The sequence below is a fragment of the uncultured Faecalibacterium sp. genome (assembly GCF_900066275.1).
Classification (GTDB): Bacteria; Bacillota; Clostridia; order Oscillospirales; family Ruminococcaceae; genus Faecalibacterium; species Faecalibacterium taiwanense.
The window spans coordinates 14,451-37,461 of the sequence record NZ_FMFG01000017.1 but is presented as its reverse complement, the minus strand read 5'-3'; the positions used below and the strand labels follow the sequence as shown (position 1 = coordinate 37,461).

21 protein-coding genes are annotated in these 23,011 nt (G+C 50.0%); 17 read left to right on the top strand and 4 right to left on the bottom strand.

Annotation, left to right across the window (positions count from 1 at the left end; all coding sequences use genetic code 11):
* Nucleotides 1-20: 20 nt before the first annotated feature.
* The 13 genes from QZL71_RS07580 (at nt 21) to QZL71_RS07520 (ending at nt 13,591) form a co-directional block, all read left to right on the top strand.
* Nucleotides 21-992, top strand: coding sequence for a helix-turn-helix domain-containing protein (locus tag QZL71_RS07580; RefSeq protein ID WP_294648403.1), 972 nt, complete (start codon nt 21-23; stop codon nt 990-992).
* 148 nt (nt 993-1,140) lie between these two features.
* Nucleotides 1,141-2,082, top strand: coding sequence for an ABC transporter permease (locus QZL71_RS07575; protein ID WP_227104905.1), 942 nt, complete (start codon nt 1,141-1,143; stop codon nt 2,080-2,082).
* Complete coding sequence (locus tag QZL71_RS07570) at nt 2,083-2,883, top strand: ABC transporter permease (protein WP_227104903.1); 801 nt, start codon at nt 2,083-2,085, stop codon at nt 2,881-2,883.
* A complete protein-coding gene (locus QZL71_RS07565) occupies nt 2,883-3,674 on the top strand; it encodes an ATP-binding cassette domain-containing protein (protein WP_118760973.1) in 792 nt (263 codons plus the stop codon). Before QZL71_RS07570 ends, QZL71_RS07565 begins: the two co-directional genes overlap by 1 nt.
* Nucleotides 3,653-4,390 (top strand): ATP-binding cassette domain-containing protein, encoded by a 738-nt coding sequence (locus QZL71_RS07560; protein WP_294648402.1) that lies wholly within the window; start codon nt 3,653-3,655, stop codon nt 4,388-4,390. The genes QZL71_RS07565 and QZL71_RS07560 overlap by 22 nt, the downstream gene beginning before the upstream one ends.
* A gap of 1 nt (nt 4,391) precedes the next feature.
* The gene (locus QZL71_RS07555; RefSeq protein ID WP_294648401.1) at nt 4,392-6,005 is read left to right on the top strand and encodes a nickel ABC transporter substrate-binding protein; all 1,614 of its coding nucleotides are present in this window, start codon (nt 4,392-4,394) and stop codon (nt 6,003-6,005) included.
* A 131-nt stretch (nt 6,006-6,136) separates the two neighbouring features.
* Nucleotides 6,137-7,876 (top strand): ABC transporter ATP-binding protein, encoded by a 1,740-nt coding sequence (locus QZL71_RS07550; RefSeq protein ID WP_294648400.1) that lies wholly within the window; start codon nt 6,137-6,139, stop codon nt 7,874-7,876.
* A gap of 12 nt (nt 7,877-7,888) precedes the next feature.
* Nucleotides 7,889-9,619, top strand: coding sequence for an ABC transporter ATP-binding protein (locus tag QZL71_RS07545; protein WP_294648399.1), 1,731 nt, complete (start codon nt 7,889-7,891; stop codon nt 9,617-9,619).
* A gap of 19 nt (nt 9,620-9,638) precedes the next feature.
* Nucleotides 9,639-10,007, top strand: coding sequence for a metal-dependent transcriptional regulator (locus QZL71_RS07540; protein ID WP_227104891.1), 369 nt, complete (start codon nt 9,639-9,641; stop codon nt 10,005-10,007).
* Nucleotides 10,008-10,539: 532 nt separating this feature from the next.
* Nucleotides 10,540-10,974: a sigma-70 family RNA polymerase sigma factor gene (locus QZL71_RS07535; protein WP_117863053.1), complete on the top strand. Its 435-nt coding sequence runs from the start codon at nt 10,540-10,542 to the stop codon at nt 10,972-10,974.
* Nucleotides 10,975-10,978: 4 nt separating this feature from the next.
* Nucleotides 10,979-11,215: a helix-turn-helix domain-containing protein gene (locus tag QZL71_RS07530; RefSeq protein WP_117863054.1), complete on the top strand. Its 237-nt coding sequence runs from the start codon at nt 10,979-10,981 to the stop codon at nt 11,213-11,215.
* A 253-nt stretch (nt 11,216-11,468) separates the two neighbouring features.
* Nucleotides 11,469-11,819, top strand: coding sequence for a transposon-encoded TnpW family protein (locus QZL71_RS07525; RefSeq protein WP_294648398.1), 351 nt, complete (start codon nt 11,469-11,471; stop codon nt 11,817-11,819).
* 86 nt (nt 11,820-11,905) lie between these two features.
* Complete coding sequence (locus tag QZL71_RS07520) at nt 11,906-13,591, top strand: recombinase family protein (RefSeq protein ID WP_294648397.1); 1,686 nt, start codon at nt 11,906-11,908, stop codon at nt 13,589-13,591.
* Between the two features lie 101 nt (nt 13,592-13,692).
* Here QZL71_RS07520 and argF read toward each other — a convergent pair whose 3' ends face one another.
* The gene (gene argF, locus QZL71_RS07515; RefSeq protein WP_294648396.1) at nt 13,693-14,691 is read right to left on the bottom strand and encodes an ornithine carbamoyltransferase; all 999 of its coding nucleotides are present in this window, start codon (nt 14,689-14,691) and stop codon (nt 13,693-13,695) included.
* Nucleotides 14,692-15,082: 391 nt separating this feature from the next.
* A complete protein-coding gene (locus tag QZL71_RS07510; RefSeq protein WP_294648395.1) occupies nt 15,083-15,562 on the bottom strand; it encodes a deoxycytidylate deaminase in 480 nt (159 codons plus the stop codon).
* 243 nt (nt 15,563-15,805) lie between these two features.
* Between QZL71_RS07510 and QZL71_RS07505 the strand changes: the two genes are divergently transcribed.
* The gene (locus QZL71_RS07505; protein ID WP_120081154.1) at nt 15,806-17,890 is read left to right on the top strand and encodes an elongation factor G; all 2,085 of its coding nucleotides are present in this window, start codon (nt 15,806-15,808) and stop codon (nt 17,888-17,890) included.
* Nucleotides 17,891-18,171: 281 nt separating this feature from the next.
* Here QZL71_RS07505 and QZL71_RS07500 read toward each other — a convergent pair whose 3' ends face one another.
* Both QZL71_RS07500 and QZL71_RS07495 read right to left on the bottom strand, forming a co-directional pair.
* Nucleotides 18,172-18,309 (bottom strand): hypothetical protein, encoded by a 138-nt coding sequence (locus tag QZL71_RS07500; protein WP_179860474.1) that lies wholly within the window; start codon nt 18,307-18,309, stop codon nt 18,172-18,174.
* Nucleotides 18,310-18,530: 221 nt separating this feature from the next.
* A complete protein-coding gene (locus QZL71_RS07495; RefSeq protein ID WP_179860473.1) occupies nt 18,531-18,704 on the bottom strand; it encodes a hypothetical protein in 174 nt (57 codons plus the stop codon).
* Nucleotides 18,705-18,841: 137 nt separating this feature from the next.
* Between QZL71_RS07495 and QZL71_RS07490 the strand changes: the two genes are divergently transcribed.
* The 3 genes from QZL71_RS07490 (at nt 18,842) to lysS (ending at nt 22,992) form a co-directional block, all read left to right on the top strand.
* Nucleotides 18,842-20,764 (top strand): InlB B-repeat-containing protein, encoded by a 1,923-nt coding sequence (locus tag QZL71_RS07490; protein WP_294648394.1) that lies wholly within the window; start codon nt 18,842-18,844, stop codon nt 20,762-20,764.
* A gap of 205 nt (nt 20,765-20,969) precedes the next feature.
* The gene (gene greA, locus QZL71_RS07485; protein ID WP_005945007.1) at nt 20,970-21,455 is read left to right on the top strand and encodes a transcription elongation factor GreA; all 486 of its coding nucleotides are present in this window, start codon (nt 20,970-20,972) and stop codon (nt 21,453-21,455) included.
* A 25-nt stretch (nt 21,456-21,480) separates the two neighbouring features.
* A complete protein-coding gene (lysS, locus tag QZL71_RS07480) occupies nt 21,481-22,992 on the top strand; it encodes a lysine--tRNA ligase (protein WP_294648393.1) in 1,512 nt (503 codons plus the stop codon).
* The last annotated feature ends 19 nt before the right edge of the window (nt 22,993-23,011 follow it).

The following is a 23,011-nucleotide window of genomic DNA, read 5'->3' as shown; positions in this document are numbered from 1 at the left end:
TAACCAGGGAGGAAATACAAATGAGCGAACAGCAATTTACAGACTTTTTTGATCCGGAAATTCAAAAAATTGTCAGCGAAGATGGCTGCTCCATTTACAGAATGAAAAACGTAACTGGAGAGGGTGTTATCACTCGTTATGAAATTCTTCCGGGTATTGAATTATTCTATAATGATTTTCACATGAGCGATGGACAGAATCAAAACAAGCTTCCGCACTCTGATGTACTTGAAATCAATCATTGCCGGGAGGGACGTTTTGAATGCGAATTTGCTAATGGAGATTATCAGTATGTCGGTGCTGGCGATCTTGCAATTAACCGCCTGACAAACGAAACTACATCAACTTACTTTCCGTTGTCGCATTATCACGGCATTTCTATTACCATTGATCTGCCTACGGCAGATCAAACTATGAAGCGGATAGAAAGTGTGATTGGTGGGCTGAATATAGATGTCTTTTCGATTGCAGATAAATTTTGCAAAAATGACACCTGCGTTGTATTAAGAACCCAAAGCGAAATCGAACATATTTTTTCGGAACTTTATCGGGTGGAGCCTCGGATGATTGCTTACTATTTGAAAGTGAAAGTGCTGGAATTGCTGATGTTTCTGAATCAGGTTTCGCTTCAGGATTACCAGGAAGAACGAAGATATTTTGCAAGAAATCAAGTACAAACAATAAAGAAAGTACAGGAATATATGACAGCCGATCTTCGCAACCATTATACTTTGCAGGAGCTATCAGAAAAATTTGAAATTCCTCTTACCTCAATGAAGGTTTGCTTCAAGGGCGTTTATGGGTGTTCTATTTATGCTTATATGAAATCCTATCGTATGCAGGCTGCTACGATCTTGCTTCGGGATACTTCTGACAGCATAACAGAAATTGCGGCTAAAATGGGATATGATAATCCCAGTAAATTTTCCGAGGTATTCAAAAAGGAATTTGGAGAACTGCCTTCCGAGTTCCGAAAAAAGTTGTCCAAATAGGGGATGTTTGGTCTTTTTAGAGTGGCAGCAAAATAGCAGATACAATATACTATCATCTGTACGAGCAGATGATTTAAGAGCGTCGTGCAGACGCTCTTTCTTTTTACATGGAGGTTAGCCCCCTCTAACTCTCAAAGGAGTCGGTATTATGAAACAGGATATGAGAAAATATATCCTACGGAAACTGATTGAACTGATATTTACTTTACTGTTTGTAACTCTGTTGTCTTTCTTGCTGATGAGACTGTCATCCGTTGATCCGGCCACAGCTTATGCAAAGAGGATGATCGGAAACCCCACAGCGGAGCAGATTGAAAAAATTCGGATTCAGTTAGGTTTTGATAAACCATTGCTTGTCCAGTATGGCCGTTGGGTATGGGACTTACTGCATTTTGATTTAAGCGTTTCTTTGGCAAATGGACATGATGTTTGGACGGATATTGCCACAGCCTTTCCGAAAACGCTTGGAATTGTAGCTCTGGCATCTATCTTTCAGGTTGTTTTCATTGTAATCGTTAGTTGTATTGCCTTTTTACTTCCGTGGAAACTTCCGAAAAAGGCAGTCAGGCTTTTGTGCATTTTGGGTGTGTCCATACCCTCTTTCTATTTGGCAACCGTTTATCTGGATTATTTTGCTGTTCAAAAGTCCTTAATTTCTGTGGCAGGAAATACAACCCTACTCAGCTACATATCTCCGGCAATCTGCATTGGCGTATTCGGGGCTTCTTTCTATACGCCGCTTCTGATGGATGCTCTGGAGCATGAAAGCAACGAGGATTACGCATTTTATGCCCGTTGCCGTGGGCTTTCGGAAAAAAGGCTTTTGCTGTGCCATTTTTTTCCGCGGGCAGCGATGGGTTTAGTTCCAAACTTTTTACAAAGCATTGGTTTGGCACTGGCTAACGCAACGGTGATTGAATCCATTTTTTCAATTCCGGGATTTGGTTATCTGATTGTAAACCATGTGCTTGATCGCGATACTCCCATGATACACGCCGAGGTGTTTTTTCTGGCGCTGGCGATTGCTCTTTGCAACATTGCCGCTGACTTGGTGCAGTGGGCAATCGGGCGTAAAAAGGGGGTGGCATAAATGAACGCTAAGCGTTTTCGGAAACGGTTTGCGCTCCTTATTCCGACACTTGTGATTATTTTCTTTTTCATCGGATTTTTATTTGCTCCCAACGATCCGATGAAATCAAATCTGTTGGCGAGATATGCTGATCCCAGTGCAGAATATCCGTTTGGTACGGATGCGTTAGGCCGCTGCATTCTGTCGCGGATTCTTTATGGCGGATGGACAACGCTGGGGATTGTATTAGGCGGCTCTCTTATTGTTTTTCTGATTGGTACTGTCATTGGAATGGTGACGAGCCGGGCCGTTATGAAAGAAAATGCGCTGATAGATGGACTGATTAACGCTGTCACGGCTATTCCTCCGATTGCGTATTTGATTGTGTTTATTGGAGCCTGGGGCAGCGGAGCGAAAACTACTCTTGTCGCGCTCACTGTGTCTTACATTTTGAGATACATAAAACTGGTTCGTACCCGTACCGACATGGAAATGGGAAAAGCCTATGTCATGTGTGCAATCGCTTCCGGCGCTTCAAAGCTCAGAATCATGCTGATTCATATTTTCCCGAATTTGATTGCCGAAATGATTCGCTTTCTGTGCCTTTCCTGTGCGGATATGATTCTGGCTATTACCGGATTTTCCTTTATTGGATTAGGGCTTGGTGATAATGTAGTAGATTGGGGAAGTATGATTTTAGACGCAAGGGGTGCTTTGGTTCTTCACCCGACCATGATTCTCTATCCAATAGGGGCAGTAATTTTATCGACACTCTGCTTTAACGTCATTGGCAGGCAGTTGACAACGAAGGAGGCAGAGTGATGTTAAAAATTGAACAGTTAGATGTCAAGGAACGGTCAGGCCGCTACCTTCTGAAAGACATATCTATGGAAATTCCTGCAGGCCGTGTGATTGGACTTACAGGTAAAAGCGGCTCTGGAAAAACAACTTTGCTGCGGAGCATTTTGGGAATGCTTCATACAAGCTGTCATATTGATGCCGGGAAGATTTTGTTGGACGATATAGATTTATCACATCTTTCCCGCAAGTCACATCGTGAGCTTTGTGGGAAAAAGCTTGGATTTATCCCCCAGAACCCTATGACGGCTTTTGACAGCCGATTAAAAATCGGTTATCAGATGCGGGAAACCTTTGTCAATCGTTTGCATTTGAATACAAGTGAAGCAACTGACCTGGCGAAAGAGAAACTGGTTTCCGTGAATCTAAAAGACACGGATCGGATTTTGGGGGCGTATCCGTCTGAACTATCAGGCGGAATGCTACAACGAGTAGCTGCGGCAATCTTATTGGGAATGTCGCCGGATTATGTTTTAGCCGATGAACCAACCGCTGCATTGGATGAAGAAAACAGGGATTTATTGCTTCTCATCATGCAGGAGCAAATGAAGGACAAAGGCATATTATTTGTATCCCATGATGTGGCCGCACTTAAAAACTTATGTCAGAACGTTTATGTTCTGGGAGCCGGAAAAATTATTGAGCATGGAACGATGGATAAACTCTTGTCAAGTCCGCAGACAGACTGGATGAAACAATTTTCCGCGTTGAGCCATAGGGAAAGTCGGGGTGAATGGAAATGGGAGAAATTGTAATCCAGAATGTAAATCAGGTATATCATAATGCGAATCAGGGAGATTTCAATGCACTTTCGGGCATCAATCTCCGTCTTAGCAAGGGCGAAAATATTGCTATTGAGGGAGAAAGCGGATCAGGAAAGAGTACGCTCGCAAGACTTCTGATTGGACTTGAGAAACCCACTTCGGGAAAGATATTACTGGATGGTGAAGATATAACCTGTTGGAATTATCGAACATGGAAACAGCATCGTAAAAAAATACAGGCGGTCTTTCAGGATTCTTCCGGCACTTTAAATCCTGCCAGGTCCGCATACGCAAATGTGGAAGAAGCACTGGTGAACTTAACTGATAAGAAAAGAGCTGAGAGAAAAAAACATATTTTAGATTTGATGGATGCCGTACACATGGATTATAGGCTTTTGGAAACTCCTGTCCGTCAGCTTTCGGGCGGCGAACAGAGGCGTCTCTCTTTGCTTCGGGCGATTGCCGTGGAACCAGATTACTTAATCATGGATGAAGTGACCAGCGGGCTTGACCTGATTTCGGCGGATGCCGTACTTACTTTAGTAGAGAACTTTGTGAAGCTATCCGGCAGCTCCTGCATTTTCATTACGCATAGCAGAAAGGACGCAATGCGTATTGCAAATCGGATTATCATCATGCGGGAGGGACGGATCGCCGAGCAAGGCTATCTAATAGATCAATTATCAAACCAGAAAGGACAAGGATAACATGAAACAGATTTACAAGAAACTTCTCGCCGCTGCATTGGGCGTGAGTATGCTTCTGTCTATGGTCGGCTGTGGTCAGAATGATACCTCCGATCAGACGCAGACTGGCGGTGAAAACGAAGCGAAGGTACTGACGATCGTCACGGCTAAGGAATTGGACAGCCTTACGACACTGACCATGAACAAGGAAAACAATATTGCCTGTGGCCTGGTCTATGAGACTTTAGTCGCCTATGAGGACGGGGAAATTGTTCCCGAACTGGCCGAGGAATGGGGATGGGATGAGACAAATACTGTCCTTACCTTTAAGCTCCGTCAGGATGTTGCTTTTACAGATGGAGCCGCTTTTAATGCGGAAAGCGTAAAGGAAATTCTGGACTTTGACCGTTCCAACCCTAATTTTAGCGGTATCAAGGGCATTTACAACATTGAAAGCGTAGAGGTTGTTGACGAGTACACGGTGGCTGTTCATTATGCTGCCCCTTGCTTCTCTTATATCAATGACTTCTGCTTCCAGAATGTTGCTGGTATGATGTCCCCGAATGTGTTTGAAGCTGAAAACTTCCAGACATTCACAGATGTTGTCGGCACTGGTCCATACATCCGCGAAGAAATGATTTCCGGTGACTGCACCCGTTTTGTCAGAAATGAAAACTATTGGGGCGAAGCTCCTTACTATGATGAAGTTGTCATAAAGTATATCCCGGAGGCATCTTCCAGACTTCAGGCATTACAGACTGGTGAGGTTGACCTGATTTACGGTGCTGACCTTCTCAGCTATGATGACTATAATCAGGCTCTTTCTCTGGATGGGATCGAGGGCGCAATCAATGATGGAAATACCCTGACCCGGAACCTGGTTCTGAATGCGTCCAGCGAAATTTTGAGCGATCTTAAGGTTCGCCAGGCGATTGCATACGCTGTCAATAAGGAAGAAATCACCAAGGGCCTGACCTATGGATACGAAACTCCGGCCACCAGCCTGTTTGCACCCGGAGCGCCCTACACAGACATTACTTATAACAGCACATGGAGCTATGATCTGGATAAAGCAAATGCACTTCTGGATGAAGCTGGATGGGTGATGAATGAAAGCACTGGTATCCGTGAAAAAGATGGACAGCAGCTTTCCCTGAATTACACCTATTGGACTGATCTTTCTCTTGCACAGGACATGGCTCTTGCAATTAAGACCCAGCTTGCAGAGGTTGGTATTGACGTAACCACTACCGGCCAGGATCAGATGACCTGGTGGACCGAAGGCGTTGCAGGAAATTATGACATTACAACATGGAATACAGAAGGGTCTTATACTGAACCGCACAAGTTCCTGCAGGAATCCCTCGGTGCTGATCCTCATGCTATTTCCTTGCAGGCACTTGAGGATTTCCAGAGCTATTCGGATGCGGTAAATGCGTTCTCCACCTCTGCTGATCCCGAAGTGGTTCAGAGTGCGATTGCTACTGCACTGAATGTTTCCAACGACAATGTGATTGACCTTCCGATCTCCTATTCTAAGGATCTGGTTGTATATAATTCCTCCAAAATCGCCGGATATACTTTCTCCAGCGTGCCACAGTTCTTTGAGATCGATAACGTACAGCCTGCGGAATAAATATAATCCAATGTCTAAATGGAGGGTTTAAAGCCCTATCAGAGTGGCGAAAAATAGCCGAACGACTATAATAGAGGTTGGTTAGAATTGTTTAACCAACCTCTATTTTTATGAAAAGGAGCGTATGTGAAATGGACAAGAAAGATAATCCCATGTCCAGACTGATGGAACTTGCCGCTCCATATAAGGGTGAATATGTTCTTTCAGTGATTCTGGCAATCCTGGGTGTTGCCGCCGGATTGTTGCCGTTTTTTGCAGTTTCAAAAATTGTGATTCTCTTGATGGATGGAGAGACATCTGTGGCCGTCTATATGGAGTGGTGTCTAATTGCGGGAATTGGTTTCCTTGGAAAAGTATGCTTTGCAAATTTATCTACTTTAGTTTCCCATACGGCCACTTTCGCAACTCTGGCGGAAATCCGCCTGAAACTAGCAGATAAACTTACCAGGGTTCCGATGGGCTATATGATTAACACCCCATCGGGAGAATTAAAAAATGTCTTGGTAGATCGTGTGGAGGGAATGGAAACGACCCTTGCGCATTTAGTACCGGAGCTGACAGCGAATCTCTGTATTCCAATTTGTATTCTGATTTACCTACTGTTTTTGGATTGGAGAATGGCGCTGGCTGCATTGATTACCCTGCCGATTGGTATGTTGTGCTATAAGGGAATGGCAAATGGATATGAAGAAAAATTCCAGGGTCTTATTATGCGCGTGCGTAAAATGACCAGCACTGTGGTTGAGTATATCGGCGGGATAGAAGTCATTAAGGCGTTTAATCAGTCTGCTAATTCTTACCAGAAATATTCAGATGCCGTTGAAGATAATGCGTCCTATGCTGTGAACTGGATGAAAAGCGTGCAGCTTTACAAATCCATGCTTGTTACAATCTGGCCCAGTGTGTTAGTGTGTGTTCTTCCTATTGGCTGTGTCCTGTACCGGAACGGGAGCCTGAGCGTTCCGGCATTTGTTACCTGTATCGTGCTGTCATTGGGTATTATCACACCAATTTTAAATGCCATGAACTTTACGGACAGCATTTCTCAAATGAAATCAGTAGTCGGGGAATTGTGCGCCGTATTGGATGAAAAAGAACTGGATCGCCCGGAAACGCCGGTGTCTATTCATTCTTCCAATATTGTGTTAGAAAACGTCAGCTTTTCGTATGAAAGCGAAAAGCCGTTGCTAAAAAATATCAACCTTTCTATTCCAGAAAACAGCATTACCGCTTTTGTCGGCCCCAGTGGCGGCGGCAAGTCTACCATTACGAAGCTGATTGCGGGATTTTGGGACGTAACAAACGGAACTGTCAAGTTAGATGGAATAGATATTCGCAAAATTCCGTTGTCACAGCTTATGGATAACATCGCTTATATTTCACAGGACAACTATCTTTTTGACGAAACTGTTTTAGAAAATATCCGTATGGGAAAACCATCCGCAACGGATGAAGAAGTATATCAGGCCGCCAGAGATTGCGGCTGTTACGATTTCATTCTGAATCTGGAGAATGGATTCCAGACAGTTGTCGGCGGTGCCGGAGGTCATTTGTCAGGCGGCGAACGCCAGAGGATTGCGATTGCCCGCGCTGTATTGAAAAATGCGCCGATTGTTATTCTTGACGAGGCAACTGCCTACATTGACGCTGAGAATGAAGCGTTAATCCAGGAGGCAATGGCGAAAGTAATTGCCGGAAAAACCGTTCTGATGATTGCCCACCGTCTTTCGACGATTACCGACGCAGATAAAATTGTTGTCGTGAAAGACGGGCAGATTATAGGCGAGGGAACACATGAAAACCTGCTGACTTCCTGTATGCTCTATCAGGAAATGTGGAAAGCGCACATGGATACAAAAGATGTGGCATAGGAGGTGTGAACGATGATAGATACGTTAAGCAAAATTTATCAGTTTTCAGGAAAAATGCAGGGGACAATGAAAAAAACCATCCTGTTTTCCGTCCTGCACTCCCTTTTTGATATGATGTCTTTTGGAGCATTAGTCCTGGTGTTTTCGGGTTTAATAGACGGTTTTACTACTTCTATGATCTGGATGATATTTGGAATCACTTTGACGAGTATGATGCTTAAAATTTGTTGCAGCTATATTTCAGATTTTGGCAAGGTGCAAATTGGATATTTTATGTGCGCGGAGAAGCGGATTCATATTGGAGATCGCATGAAATATATGCCGATGGGGTATTTTAGCGATCATAATTTAGGGAATCTGACTTCTGTTGTCACCACTACTATGGGCGATATTGAAAATAATGCTTCTATGGTGTTGACTAACATATTAGGCGGATATATCCATGCAGCGATTATTACTATCGTTATGCTCTGTATCGACTGGCGGATCGGACTGACGATTTTGTGCGGGATTCTGCTTTTTACATGGTGCATCAGCCGGTTACAGAAAAAATCGGAAACGGTTTCTCCGCAAAGACAGCAAGCCCAGGAGACTCTCGTTTCTAATGTGTTGGAATATGTTCAAGGAATGCTGATTGTAAAATCCTTTAATCTCAGTCATAGTTCCAATAGCAAGATGAAACAGGCAATCTTGGACAGCAAGGATAAAAACCTGAAATTGGAGCGCACATTCGTCCCTTACAATATGCTGCAACAGATTATTCTCTACGGAACAAGTATTCTTGTTATAGTGGAGGGACTGTACTTTTATCTGAATGGAACAATGGCGCTTTCCATTTGTCTGCTGATGACAGTAGCATCCTTTATGCTCTTTGGTCAGCTTCAGTCAGCCGGAAATACTTCTGCGCTCCTGCGATTACTGGATGTTTCGATTGACAAAGTAAACGAAATTGACAAAACTCCCGTCATGGACGAACATGGTAAACCCGTAAAGCCTGAAAATTACAATATTGTTTTTGATGATGTTTCTTTTTCTTATGGCGAACACCAGGTTCTGGATCATGTGAGCCTGACTATACCCGAAAGAACCGTAACGGCTATCGTCGGTCCGTCCGGTGCCGGAAAAAGTACGCTTTGTAACCTGATCGCCCGGTTTTGGGATGTTGACGGAGGAAAAATTACAATCGGCGGTGTAGATGTGCGGGATTACACACTGGACAGTCTGCTTACCAATATTAGCGAAGTATTCCAAAAGGTATATCTTTTCGCTGATACCATAGAAAATAATATCAAATTCGGCAATCCAGCGGCTTCCCATGAAGAAGTTGTAAAAGCAGCTCAAAAGGCTTGCTGCCATGAGTTTATTATGAGCCTGCCAGATGGTTATGGCACCGTAATTGGAGAGGGAGGCGCTACATTGTCCGGCGGTGAAAAGCAACGGATTTCGATTGCCAGAGCAATCCTGAAAGACGCTCCTATCATCATTTTAGACGAAGCTACATCAAGCGTCGATCCAGAAAATGAAAATCTTCTGATGGGTGCTATTGCAGAACTGACAAAGAATAAAACGGTTATTATGATAGCTCATCGGCTAAAAACAGTCAGAAACGCAGATCAAATTTTCGTGTTGTCTGGTGGTCACATTGTTCAGACAGGCAAACACGAGGATTTGATAAGGCAGCCTGGTATTTATGCAGATTTCATTGGTATTCGCAAGAAAGCGATTGGATGGAAACTAAAATAGCCGTGGGAAGGAGGAGGCAATGAAACTATATGCGTCAGGCGAGGATTACTTAGAGGCCGTGTTGGTTCTTCAAAGGAAACAGGGCATGGTTCGCTCCGTTGATCTTGCCCGGCACATGGGCTTTAGCAAACCGAGCATCAGCCATGCGGTGGGCGGTTTGAAGAACGGTGGTTTTCTGATCGTGGATGACGATGGATTTCTCCATCTGACCGCCATAGGTCAGGAGGTTGCCGAGAAAATCTATGAGCGGCACCGATTTTTTATGGAGCAGCTTGTGGCCGCTGGCGTTGATCTTGAAACGGCAGAACAGGAGGCTTGCCGGATCGAACACGCCATCAGTGATACATCTTTCCGAAAGCTGAAGGAGAAAGTACAAGGAACCGATTAGCGCACATCGGTTCCGCTCTGCATAATAAGTTATCTGCCCCGTCCGGGGAAAGAAAAAAACCGTTGACTGGGGCAGATAATTTCGTGCGCTATTTTAAGGTTTAAACTCAATCGGCGGTTTTGAAGGACAATTTCAGAGCCGCCGTTTCTTTGCGTTTACACAAACCAATGACGACTTGCAGGGACACGGTAGCCGATGGGAGGTTATTTTGCCGTGTCCTTTTCTCTTTTTCGCAGTATCCATGATCTGCACCAGCTAAAAAAAGCGTAGCCCCTCCATCGGAGCAGTCCGGCTTCGAGTATGAACTATACCATGTAAGCAATCTTCTTTATAAAACACTTCTGCGCCCAGCAGGTTCGTTGCGACTTGCTGGGCGCTTTTTGCTGTTTTCCGAGGACAAGCCCACCTCGAAAAAAATTTTTGAGAAATTTTCAAAAAGGAGGCTTTTAGCGGGTAGCGAGCGGCTTCGCGTTCGCCTTGTTAGCGGAAAGGGAGAAACCCACCTCATTCCCCCAGGAAAGGGGGTGAAAAGATGGATATGATCCCCCGCAATGACTATGGCGAGCGGTGCCAGTTCGATGCTTACTGCAAGCTGGTACTGTACCATGAGGCGATTGACTACCTCCGGGAAATGCAGAGGCGCCGTGACAGGGAACTGTCATTCAGCGACCTTCCGCAAATGGAGATGGACAAGCTCTGCGTTATAGATCACTACCCCAGTGACAGATTTACATTCTCGTCCCACGGGTATGACCTGCATATCGAAAACGAGCTTGTGGCTGATGCCTTCGCCGGTTTGTCTGTTCAGGAGCAGAGTATTTTGATCCTGCATTTTGTTCTGGACCTGCCGGATCAGGAGGTTGGCCGCCTTGTTGGAATGTCTCGCAGCGCCGTTCAGCGGCGAAGGGCAAAATCATTGACCGAGCTGCGGATCAAGTTGGCCGCACTCATGCCGAAGGGAGGTTGAAGGTATGAAGAAACCCACTTACAAGGGCAAAGAGCTTCTTCCTCTTTCGGTAATCGACGCCGCCCGTGACGGGGACTCTCAGGCTGTGGATCAGGTACTCCGGTATTATGAGGGCTATATCAATAAGCTCTGCACCCGGACGCTTTACGATCCTGACGGCCAACCCCATGTTCGGGTGGACGAGTACATGAAGCGCCGATTAGAGATCAAGCTCATTCATTCCATTGTCAGCATGAACTGACAAGCCCGGTCTGAAAGCAGAAACAGCTTACCCTTTCCCTGTTTCTCTCTTTCGTGGCCGAAGGCAGCACCTTGACAAAGAAAGCCCGTTGGGAGGCCAGCGCCGCAGTATAAGGCAAACGGATACATTCCTGTTTGTGCCGAGCCATACGGCCGGCGCGCCATGACCTCGTTTCAAGTCCGCAGGACGGGACCACTGTAACGGGCGAGCGAACAGCACCAGACCGCAAAGCAAGCGTGGCGGCTTGCGGGCGATGACACACGGGCAGGGTCAAAGATACTCGCGCATTGAACGCCCGCAAAGCATTGTGCGCCGCACCCATCAGCATGGGCCGGGGTTAGACTCCCGTGGAGCTGTGCCAGCAGCCGTCCGTTTTGCCTCTTTTATTGCTTATCAACTTGCAAACAATGAAAGGGGTCAATCTATGCAAGAAGATAGAAACTTTGAAAACAAATTCGCCCCGCCAGTACGGAGCGAAAAGAAAATTGGAAATACAACCTTCACCGTCAATTCGTTCTTCCTGGAACAAACAAAAGACGGTGTGGTTTCTAAAATAGAGCGGCTTATCAAGGATGATGTCCGAAAAAAAGCTGCTGCAATTTGACCTCCATAGGCAGACAAAACCAACAAAACGCGGTAGAATGAAGATAGAACTTCATACCGTGTTTGACTGCCAGATTGGAGGTTATTATGTTTCATCAGTCAAACACCGCTGCCGCACTTCAATTCCCTTACACCGCTATGAGCGTCGAAGCTATTACCGCTTTGTACTGCCGTTTATCGCGTGACGATGAATTGCAGGGTGACAGCAACAGTATCATCAACCAAAAGAAAATTTTACAGAAGTACGCTCTTGAACACGGGTACACCAACTTCCGCTTTTACATTGACGACGGCATTTCAGGAACAACCTTCAATCGACCTGGTTTCCAGGAGATGATCGCCGATGTGGAGGCAGGGATCGTCAAACGGGTCATCATCAAAGATATGTCCCGTTTTGGCCGTGATTATCTGCAGGTGGGTATGTATACCGAGATCATGTTCCCCGAACATGATGTTCACTTTATCGCCGTAAATGATGGGGTGGACAGCACCCAGGGCGATAATGAGTTTACTCCCTTCCGCAATATCATCAATGAGTGGTATGCAAAAGACACCAGCAAGAAAATCCGTGCCGTTATGAAGGTCAAGGGAAACGCTGGGGAACATTTGACGACCAGTGCCCCCTACGGGTATATGAAGGACCCGGAGGACAGCAAACATTGGATACCTGACCGTGAGGCTGCCGATGTGGTCTATGAAATCGGGCTGTATGTTATGGATGGGTTTGGACCGTCCCAGATAGCACGAAAGCTGCGGGAGCGGAAAATCCTCACTCCTGCCGCTTACTACGAAAGCAAAGGCATCCCTTGTAATGTAAAAAAGCAGGGTGATCCCTATGGCTGGGACAATACCACGATAGCGGGAATTATGGATCGCTGGCGTGAGTACCTGGGGCATACGGTGAACTTCAAGACCACAAAGAAGTCCTACAAGAGCAAAAAGAAAATTAAAAATCCCGAAAGTGAATGGGTCATCTTTGAAAATACCCATGAACCTATCTGGACAGAAGCCATTGCCGAGGCTGTAAAGCAGGCGCGGCAGTCACGGCGCCGTCCGACAAAGATGGGCGAAATGGGGATGTTCTCCGGCATGATGTACTGTGCCGATTGTGGCTCGATCCTGTACCAGTGCAGAGCGACCGGTTTCCGAAAGGATCAAGAATATTATATCTGCTCTGGTTACCGTAAGGGAAAGCAGGTATGCAACACACCACACTCCATCCGAACGGTTATCCTGGAGGAACTGATCCTTCAAAATCTGCGGGAGATTGTGTCCTTCGCAAGAAGCCATGAAAACCGCTTCGTTCAAATGGTCATGGATATGGATGTAAAGGAGCGCAATAAAGGTCTTGCCAAAAAGCGCAGGCTACTGTCTGAAAGTAAGAAGCGTATCACGGAACTGGATATGATCTTCAAGCGGCTGTATGAGGACAACATCAGCGGAAAGCTGACAGACGAGCGTTTTCACAAGCTGTCCACCGACTATGAAGCGGAACAGGCTGGCTTGCAGGCACAGGCTGCAATGCTCCGTGAGGAAATCGAAGAAGCAGAAAGCAAAAGTGCCAATGTTGATAGGTTTCTGTCCGTTGTCCGCCAGTACACCGATATCCCGGAGCTGACACCCCGTATCCTGCATGAGTTCGTTGAGAAGATCGTCATTCACGCGGCGACCGATCCCCATAGCAAAATCAACCGCAGGCAAGAGGTAGATATCTACTACAAAGGTATCGGGATTTTGGAAATGTCCAAAGTATTTGATAGCAGGCAAAAATGAAAGAAACGGCATAGCCGAAGCTATACCGTTTCTCTCTCGCCTTAGAATGTTTTCTTAACTGGACACCCCTAACGCAGCCTCCCTTTTTTATTTGTGATCCGTTATTTTACATAGCCAAGGGTCGCAGCCATCACGGCCTTGATGGTGTGCATCCGGTTCTCGGCTTCGTCGAACACGATGCTCTGGGGGCCTTCAAACACTTCATCGGTCACTTCCATGGCATCGCGGCCAAAGCGCTCGCCCATCTCCTTGCCCACGGTGGTCTTGTGGTCGTGGAAGGCGGGCAGGCAGTGCATGAACACAGCGTGCGGGCCTGCAATGTCCATCAGCTGCTGGTTGATCTGGTAGGCGGCAAGGTCGTTGATGCGCTCAGCCCACACCTCCACCGGCTCACCCATGGACACCCACACATCGGTGTACAGCACGTCGGCACCCTTGGCGGCCTTGGCGGAATCCTCCTCAAAGGTGAGGGTGGCACCGGTCTCGGCAGCGATCTTCTGGCACTCGGCCACGAGGGCAGCGTCCGGCTGGTACTTCTTGGGTGCACAGGCGGTGAAGTTCAGGCCCATCTTAGCGCAGCCCACCATCAGGCTGTTGCCCATGTTGTAGCGGGCATCGCCGAAGTAAACGAAATTGATGCCCTTCAGATGGCCAAAGTGCTCCCGGATGGTGAGGAAGTCAGCCAGGATCTGGGTGGGATGGAACTCGTTGGTCAGGCCGTTCCACACCGGCACACCGGCGTAGTAGGCAAGGTCTTCCACGATCTGCTGGCCATAGCCCCGGTACTCGATGCCGTCGAACATGCGGCCCAGCACACGGGCAGTGTCGGCGATGGACTCCTTCTTGCCGATCTGGCTGCCGGACGGGTCAAGGTAGGTCACTTCCATGCCCAGATCGTGGGCAGCGACCTCGAAGCTGCAACGGGTGCGGGTGGAGGTCTTTTCAAAGATCAGGGCGATGTTCTTGCCTGCCAGCTGGTCATTGTGGCGGATGCCGGCCTTCTTTTTTGCCTTCAGGTCTGCGGCAAGGTCCAGCAGTTCTTCGATCTCGGCAGGGGTGTAGTCCAATAGCTTTAAAAAGCTGCGGTTCTTCAGACTCATTGTATATTTCCCTCTCTATGCAAGCATTGTTGAATATTTATTCGATATATAGTTCTATTATAATGATATCCTGTAAAAATTGCAATACCCTGTCGGATATGCTATACTGGCTGTGCTGCCCTTCTCCATTCTGGCAACAGAAGGGGGTGGATATCATGGACACCATTCTAACCAATTTTCTGGTGGCTGTCGCAGCACAGGTAGCTGCACACTTCCTGTGCAAGTGGCTTGAGAGTCACCGCAAGGGCAAGTAAGCACAAAAAGAACCCTCTCGGAGCTGCAACTCTGAGAGGGCTCTTTTTTGTGCGTGGATACAATGGAATGTTCTAACCAACTTCCTACCCTTAGTATATGCAATCCCACACAAAAGTCAAGATGCTATGAAAAAAGTTCACAGCTCCAGCTCTGCCTTCCGTCCGGTGGACTGATAGGCAGTCAGCTTCACGCCGGCCTTTTTGAACATGAACCGCGCCGCCACGCTGGAATCGCTGTCGTGGTACTTGTCGCCGTAGTACACCACCTCGGCAATGCCCGACTGGATGATGGCCTTGGTGCACTCGTTGCAGGGGAACAGCGTCACGTACACCCGCGCACCTTTCAGATTATTGTGGGCGCTGTTGAGGATGGCGTTCAGCTCGGCGTGGCACACGTACATATACTTGGTGTCCAGCGGTGCGCCCTCACGCTCCCAGGGCATCTCGTCGTCGCTGCAGCCAATGGGCATACCGTTGTAGCCCAAGGACAGAATTTTGTTTTCCGAGCTGACGATGCACGCGCCCACCTGACTGTTGGGGTCCTTGGAGCGCATGGCCGTGAGCAGCGCAATGCCCATGAAATATTCATCCCAGTTGATGTAATCCATACGTTTCATTTCGGTATGCTCCTTGTGCCTGTATTCTGCCTTTTATTATAGCGTATCGCTGTGGATTTTACAATAAACTTTGGCACTGCCGTGCAACTTGCACAAAACCTTGCCCCGAAGTTTGGCGCTTGATTCGTCAGAATTTTCAAACGAAATATTTAAAAATCATTTTGAGTGTGGTATTATCTTTGTAAAATATGCCACAAAAGCGGAGAGAATGCTCCGTGCGGCGGAAATGAGGGAAAAACCGATATGAAATACGCAAGCAACAACATCCGCAATATCCTGATTGCCGGTCATGCCGGCAGCGGCAAGACCACGCTCACCGAGGCGCTGGTCTATTTTTCGGGCGCTGCCGAGCGTATGGGCCGTGTTGAGGACGGCACTACTGTTTCGGACTTTGACCCCGAGGAAGCAAAGCGCAAGGCCAGCCTGTCTGCATCGGTCGTCCCCGTGGAGTACGAGGGCATCAAGTACAACCTGATCGATGCGCCGGGCCTGTTCGACTTCGAGGCCGGTGAGTACGAGGGCATCCGCGCAGCCGAGAGCGTGCTGGTGGTGGTGTCCGGCCGCAGCGGCGTGACTGTGGGTGCGGAAAAGGCGTTCCAGCTGGCCCGCAAGAATGGCAAGGCTACCATGGTGTTCGTCTCCAAGTGCGATCTGGAGAATGCCAACTACTTCAAGATCCTTGAGGATATGAAGATCAAGTTCGGCTCCACCGTCTGCCCCTGCGTGGTGCCCGCCAAGCTGGACGACGGCACCCCCGTGTACATCAACCTGTTCAGCCAGAAGGCCTTCAAGTACGAGGGCGGCAAGCAGATCCAGGTGGACCTGCCGGACATCGGCCACCGTTTTCAGGGCCTGATCGAGGCCATGAGCGAAGCCATCGCCGAAACTGACGATGAGCTGATGGAAAAGTTCTTCGGCGGCGAAGCCTTCACCACCGAGGAGATCGTGGAAGGCATGCGCAAGGGCGTCAAGGACGGCCTGATCACCCCCGTGTTCTGCGGCAGCGCCGTGAACCAGCAGGCACTGGATATGCTGCTGTTCAACATGCACAAGCTGCTGCCCAGCCCGGAGCACGAAGCCAGCACGCTGGCCGAGGATGCCGCCGGCGAACCGGTGGAACTGCACTGCACCGTGGACGAGCCTACCGCCGCCTACGTGTTCAAGACCGTGGCCGACCCGTTCGTGGGCAAGCTGAGCTACCTGCGCGTGGTCAGCGGCAAGGTGACTGCAGGCGAACCCCTCACCAACGCCCGCACCGGCGATGTGGAGAAGATCTCCAAGCCCCTCACCGTCATTGGCAAAAAGCAGGTGGACTCCGACGGCATCATTGCCGGTGACATCGGCGCAGTGGCAAAGCTGGTGAGCGCCAAGACCGGCGACACCCTGTGCGACGCTGAGCGCGTGGTCAAGCTGCCCGCCCCCGTGTTCCCCAAGCCCAGCCTGTTCATGGCCGTCACTGTGGCCAAGAAGGGCGACGAGGGCAAGATCAGCAGCGCGCTGGCCCGCCTGATGGAAGAAGACCCCACCCTGAGCTACGAGAACAATGCCGAGACCCATCAGCAGGTGATCGGCGGTCTGGGCGAGCAGCATCTGGACGTGGTGAAGGCCAAGCTCAAGAACAAGTTCGGCGTGGAGATCGGGCTGGAAGCCCCCCGCATCGCCTACCGCGAATCCATCCGCAAGGCCTGCCAGAAGCAGGGCCGTCATAAGAAGCAGACCGGCGGTCACGGCCAGTTCGGTGATGTTATCATCAACTTCGAGCCCTGCGACAGCGAGCAGGTCGTGTTTGAGGAGAAGGTGTTCGGCGGCAGCGTGCCCAAGAACTTCTTCCCGGCTGTTGAAAAGGGCGTGCGCCTTGCCGCCGAAAAGGGCGTGCTGGCAGGCTACCCCGTGGTGGGCCTGAAAGCCACCCTGCTGGACGGCAGCTACCACCCGGTGGACAGCTCCGAGATGGCCTTTATTATGGCCGCAAAGCTGGCTTACAAGGCCGCTATGCCGGAGGCCGGCCCGGTCATTCTGGAACCCATCCACACCCTGAAGGCTCATGTGCCAAACGACAACACCGGCGATATCATGGGCGATGTGACCAAGCGCCGCGGCCGCGTGCTGGGCATGGAGCCGGACGAGGACGGCCTGCAGACCATCATCGCTGAAGTGCCGCTGGCAGAGCTTGCAAACTTTACCACCTTCATCCGGCAGACCACGCAGGGCCGCGGCTGGTTCACCACCGAGTTTGCCCGCTACGAGGTTCTGCCCGAGATGCTGGTGCCTGCCGTTGTGGAGCAGGCCAAGAAGCTGGGCAATCTGGACGAGAGCGCAGACGATTAAACGGCAAACGTCAACTTCCCCAGTCTGCTGCGCAGACAGCCCCCTCGCCGAGGGAGCTGGCAGAATCGTCAGGTTCTGACTGAAGGAGTTCCCACCGAAATACGACATCACCCCGACCCCCGTTGACACTTTTCCCTCTGTCAGCGGGGGTTTTTGCGGGCAAAAAGCTTGACAATGCGCAGTGATACGGTATAATAAAAATAGAAGGGGCGCTGGTCCTATCATGGTCAGCTCCTTACCCTGCAATCAAGATTGACCGCGTGGCTGGGAACCGTTGGCGGTCAATCTTTTTTGTTATCATCGTCTTTCTTCTGCGAAGTTTTTGCCATGACCTCAACGGTCAGACGAATCACATCCACGATCAGGCCCAGCAGTGTGAGAATGAACGTGAGCAGTGCGAGAGTCTCCAACAGAGTCATCCGACATCCCTCCCTTCGCCTTCAGGGCTCCGGGCGGTTTCCTTCAAAAAAGTTCCCTCCCGGACCCCCTGCTTCGTTCCATGTACAGGAAGAATCAGCGATTCGGGCAAGAGAGCATGACCACCGGTCGATACGATCAGCGCCTTATTTTTAGTATAGCATATTTCTCGACCCAATACAACAAAAAGCCCCCGGTACTGCGAATACCGGGGGCTTTTTGTTTAGTGCTTGGGGAATGCCCTATTCCAGGTTTCGATCACGTTGAACTTCGGTGTCCAGCCTTCGGGCTTGAAGGTGTCTGCGCTCTTGGCCTCCATGATGCCCTGCTCCGCTTTCCCTCTGTCGGCGGGGATTTTTGTTGTTATTTTTCTCAGATCCTCTAAAATCTCTGCCATTTTTAGGCATCCTTCCAATCTTGTCTAAAATCCTTGATTTCTGTTGGGGGGGTAGAATAAAGATTGGTGAATCTTTTTTGTCCACGATCCGCGCAGACAAGATCCACCCGCAAAAGTCGTATCAAGGAGGAATTTATATGAAAACGCGACTTATCAGCCTGCTGCTGGCATTCAGCATGGCACTGACATTTCTGCCTGTCGGGGCAGTCTCTGCATTTGCGGCGGAGACGGGCAGTAATGAGCTCGACCTCACCCCTAACACTGGGGTCACAATCACAGAGACTGCCACCTATGATCTGCTGCCCAGCAAAAATGCACAGGGGCATCTTGTGATTGACGCCCCTGGAAGCACTGTGACGCTCAATCTCAAAGGCAGCATTACGATCCAGTCACTCTCTACTTATTTTATTCAGGTAAAGCAAGGCACGCTTGTTTTTAACGGAGGGGACTACAAAATCGATTTCAACTCGACAGCCAAAGGCTTGATCCAGATTCAATCAGGTGCCACGGCGATTATTGAATCTGGAAATTTTGAAGGCAATGAGGAAATCATCAATAATGCCGGCAATGCAGTATTGAATGGAAGCGGTCACTATTGCACATCAAACACTACCGCGAATACCTATGTTGTTTACACCTCTGGCGGTTCCACTTTGACAATTAACGACGGTTATTTTTATTCTGAGGCAAACCATGTGATTTATGGGGCAAACCATAATAAAATCGTAATCAATGATGGAACATTCATCACTGAGGCTTGGAACAAATCCACGCTCAACTTATACGGTTCCGGTGAAGCAGAAATTCATGGCGGAACGTTCAAAAGCATGTCAAGCGGTCGAGTTCTTGGCACATGCGGTGTTGTGACCATTGAAGAGCAGAATGGCAAAAGCATTCTGTTCGAGGGAGAGGGTACGCAGACGCTTGTTGCAATTATAGCACGTAAAGGTACAACATTGAATTTTAAGAGCGGGACTGTGAAATCCCCCAAGTCAGCCGCAATCGGAGGTGAAGGCGGCGAAACAATCAATATTACCGGCGGGACGATTCGTGACAGCCTGTACGGTGTAATTGTGCGCTATAACCCCACAGCAGTTAATGTCGGAGGAAACGTTGTTTTTGAAAATAACGTAAATGATATTTATCTGAACAAAAAAGATCACGGCATAGATCAGCGGGTCACGATCACGGACGACTATAAGGGAACGGCATCGGTTGGTTTTGCTGAACCCGATGAGAATCTTCCCGTTACTACGCTCACCAACGGTGAAAGCTATCAGAAAGATCTGAAGTTAACAAGTGTAGACCCCAACTATATTATTGGTTATAAACAAAATGAGGATGGAAGCGAGTACCGCTACCTTGAAAAGCGCACCGGCTACTTCGTGAATGTCGTATCCGGCACAGCATCCATCGACGGCGGCGTTACTGCACTGCCCTCTACAACACAGATCCAAGACGGACGGCAGGTTAATCTGTCTGCTGCCCCGGCTCAGGACGGCTTGGAGTTTGAACAGTGGGCGGTCTCCCCTGCCAGTGCTCTGCCTGCTCTGACCAGCACAGGCTTTGATCTGACTGCAAGCGAAACATCTTTCCGCATGCCCGCTCAGGACATCACACTGACTGCACAGTACCGCCCCAGCGCTCCCGCGATCGACGACGCCTCTGCCGACGCCTCTGTTGATCCTGCCATCAGCACTGCGGTAACGATCATTGGCGGTGCACTGCTGGTGGGCGGGCTGCATCAGCTGGGCACCGAGCTGTGGCTGATCCATCATCTGCCCAAGGGTACCGCCATCCCGGAAACTCGCATCGAACTGGCCGAAGTGCTCTGGAAGGATGCCGGACAGCCTGCTCCTGCTGCCGAAGCCGCTTATACCGATATCGACACCGACGACACCGATGCGCAGCAGGCTGCACAGTGGGCAATTGAAAACGAGCTGATGACGCTGCGCAGCAGTGAGCATCCGGACAAATTCGACCCCCATGTGCCGGTCTCCACCGTAAAAGCCATTCGCGCGTGGAAAAAGGCACAGCAGATGAAACCGTCTACCAAGTAACACCCAATGGAATCAAAACAGCCCGTTCTCCTTTTTTGAAGAGCGGGCTGTTCCGTTATTTGCTCCAGCCGACACATTTTTCTGCCCTACCGCCGCCTTTTTTGTTGACAAAGCAGCCGCCTGCTATTATAATAATGTAGTCAAAATGGCATTCTTGTGCGGCTTTGCGGCTGTGCAAAACAAATAGACAAGGAGAGATTCTCAAATGGCACAAGAGATCAAGATGTCCGCTGCCGGTCTGAAGGCAATGCAGGAGGAACTGGAATACCTCAAAACGGTGCGCCGCAAGGAGCTGGCCGAAGAGATCAAGGAAGCACGCAGCCACGGCGACCTTTCCGAGAACAGCGAGTACGACGAGGCCAAGAATACGCAGGGTCTGGTGGAGAACCGCATCACCGAACTGGAGCAGATGATCAAGAACGCCGTCATCATTGATGAGAGCGAGCTGAGCGTGGACAATGTCTCTGTGGGCACCCACGTCACCATCCTCATGACCGGCGAGGACGAGAACGAGGAATACGACATTGTGGGCCGCACCGAAGCCGACCCCCTGAACGGCAAGATCAGCGACGAAAGCCCCGTGGGCCACGCTCTGCTGGGCAAGGCTGTGGGCGACAAGGCCGAAGTGCTGCTGCCCACCGGCCACACCGTGGAGTACACCGTGCTGAACATTACCCACGCTGCAGGCTGAGCAGGCCAAACGAATAGGAGAAACCATGGAAGAACAAAAGAAGAACCCGGCGCAGGGCCTGTCCGAGAGCGAGCAGGTGCAGGTGCGCCGCCAGAAGCTGGCCGACCTGCAGGCTGCAGGCCACGACCCTTTCACCCTGACCAAGTACCCGCAGGATGCCTACTCTGCCGATCTGAAGGCCGAGTTTGCCGACCTGCCCAACGAGACCGACAGCGGCAAGACCGTGGCGCTGGCTGGCCGTATGATGTCCAAGCGCGTAATGGGCAAGGCAAGCTTTGCCCACCTGCGGGACGATAAGGGCGACATTCAGCTGTACGTCCGCCGCGATGAGCTGGGCGAAGAGCCTTACGCCGCCTTCAAGAAGCTGGACGTGGGCGATATCATCGGCGTGAAGGGCGAGGTGTTCCGCACCAAGACCGGCGAACTGAGCGTACGCGCCACCGAGCTGACCCTGCTGGCCAAGAGCCTGCGTCCCCTGCCCGAGAAGTTCCACGGCCTGACCGACACCGAGATGCGTTACCGTCAGCGCTACGTGGACCTGATTGCAAACCCCGAGGTGAAGGACACCTTCGTGAAGCGCAGCCAGATCCTGAAGGAGATCCGCTCCTATCTGGACGAGAAGGGCTTTCTGGAGGTGGACACCCCCATCCTGACCCCCTTCGAGATTGGTGCCTCTGCCCGCCCCTTCTACACCCATCACAACAGCCTGAACATGGACATGGTGCTGCGCATCGAGACCGAGCTGTACCTCAAGCGCCTGATCGTGGGCGGCATGGACCGCGTGTATGAGGTTGGCCGCATCTTCCGCAACGAGGGCATGGACCCCAAGCACAACCCGGAGTTCACCAGCATCGAGCTGTATCAGGCCTTCACCGACTTCCACGGCATGATGGATCTGGTGGAGGAGCTGTACAAGCGCCTTGCCCAGAAGATCTGCGGCAGCATGGTCATCCCCTATCAGGGCAAGCAGATCGACATGGGCCACTGGGAGCGCCTGACCATGGTGGAAGCGGTCAAGAAGTATTCCGGCGTGGACTTCAACGACTGGAAGTCCGACGAGGATGCCATCGCCGCCGCCAAGGAGCACCACGTGGAGCTGCCCGAGGTGCCCACCAAGGGTTCCATTCTGGCCGAGTTCTTTGATGCCTTCGTGGAGGACAAGCTCATCCAGCCCACCTTCATCTACGACTACCCCGTAGAGATCAGCCCGCTGGCAAAGCGCAAGCCGGACGATCCCGCCTTCACCGAGCGCTTTGAGTATTTCATCGACTGCACCGAGTACGGCAACGCCTTCAGCGAGCTGAACGACCCCATCGACCAGAAGGGCCGCTTTGAGCGTCAGGTGGCCGAGCGCAAGGCCATCGAGCCCGACTGCAAGGCACAGGTGGACTACGACTACGTGAACGCACTGGAGTACGGCCTGCCCCCCACGGGCGGTCTGGGCTTCGGCGTGGACCGTCTGGTGATGCTGCTCACCGACAGCGCCTCCATCCGCGATGTGCTGCTGTTCCCCACGATGAAGCCGATTGAGCAGTAAATTCCGCGTTTGCGCAGCA

Excerpts from the sequence above, each read along its gene's own strand:
- QZL71_RS07580 (WP_294648403.1), top strand. The coding sequence starts at position 21 with ATGAGCGAACAGCAATTTACAGACTTTTTTGATCCGGAAATTCAAAAA.
- QZL71_RS07575 (WP_227104905.1), top strand. The coding sequence starts at position 1,141 with ATGAAACAGGATATGAGAAAATATATCCTACGGAAACTGATTGAACTG.
- QZL71_RS07570 (WP_227104903.1), top strand. The coding sequence starts at position 2,083 with ATGAACGCTAAGCGTTTTCGGAAACGGTTTGCGCTCCTTATTCCGACA.
- QZL71_RS07565 (WP_118760973.1), top strand. The coding sequence starts at position 2,883 with ATGTTAAAAATTGAACAGTTAGATGTCAAGGAACGGTCAGGCCGCTAC.
- QZL71_RS07560 (WP_294648402.1), top strand. The coding sequence starts at position 3,653 with ATGGAAATGGGAGAAATTGTAATCCAGAATGTAAATCAGGTATATCAT.
- QZL71_RS07555 (WP_294648401.1), top strand. The coding sequence starts at position 4,392 with ATGAAACAGATTTACAAGAAACTTCTCGCCGCTGCATTGGGCGTGAGT.
- QZL71_RS07550 (WP_294648400.1), top strand. The coding sequence starts at position 6,137 with ATGGACAAGAAAGATAATCCCATGTCCAGACTGATGGAACTTGCCGCT.
- QZL71_RS07545 (WP_294648399.1), top strand. The coding sequence starts at position 7,889 with ATGATAGATACGTTAAGCAAAATTTATCAGTTTTCAGGAAAAATGCAG.
- QZL71_RS07540 (WP_227104891.1), top strand. The coding sequence starts at position 9,639 with ATGAAACTATATGCGTCAGGCGAGGATTACTTAGAGGCCGTGTTGGTT.
- QZL71_RS07535 (WP_117863053.1), top strand. The coding sequence starts at position 10,540 with ATGGATATGATCCCCCGCAATGACTATGGCGAGCGGTGCCAGTTCGAT.
- QZL71_RS07530 (WP_117863054.1), top strand. The coding sequence starts at position 10,979 with ATGAAGAAACCCACTTACAAGGGCAAAGAGCTTCTTCCTCTTTCGGTA.
- QZL71_RS07525 (WP_294648398.1), top strand. The coding sequence starts at position 11,469 with ATGACACACGGGCAGGGTCAAAGATACTCGCGCATTGAACGCCCGCAA.
- QZL71_RS07520 (WP_294648397.1), top strand. The coding sequence starts at position 11,906 with ATGTTTCATCAGTCAAACACCGCTGCCGCACTTCAATTCCCTTACACC.
- argF (WP_294648396.1), bottom strand. The coding sequence starts at position 14,691 with ATGAGTCTGAAGAACCGCAGCTTTTTAAAGCTATTGGACTACACCCCT.
- QZL71_RS07510 (WP_294648395.1), bottom strand. The coding sequence starts at position 15,562 with ATGAAACGTATGGATTACATCAACTGGGATGAATATTTCATGGGCATT.
- QZL71_RS07505 (WP_120081154.1), top strand. The coding sequence starts at position 15,806 with ATGAAATACGCAAGCAACAACATCCGCAATATCCTGATTGCCGGTCAT.
- QZL71_RS07500 (WP_179860474.1), bottom strand. The coding sequence starts at position 18,309 with ATGACTCTGTTGGAGACTCTCGCACTGCTCACGTTCATTCTCACACTG.
- QZL71_RS07495 (WP_179860473.1), bottom strand. The coding sequence starts at position 18,704 with ATGGCAGAGATTTTAGAGGATCTGAGAAAAATAACAACAAAAATCCCC.
- QZL71_RS07490 (WP_294648394.1), top strand. The coding sequence starts at position 18,842 with ATGAAAACGCGACTTATCAGCCTGCTGCTGGCATTCAGCATGGCACTG.
- greA (WP_005945007.1), top strand. The coding sequence starts at position 20,970 with ATGGCACAAGAGATCAAGATGTCCGCTGCCGGTCTGAAGGCAATGCAG.
- lysS (WP_294648393.1), top strand. The coding sequence starts at position 21,481 with ATGGAAGAACAAAAGAAGAACCCGGCGCAGGGCCTGTCCGAGAGCGAG.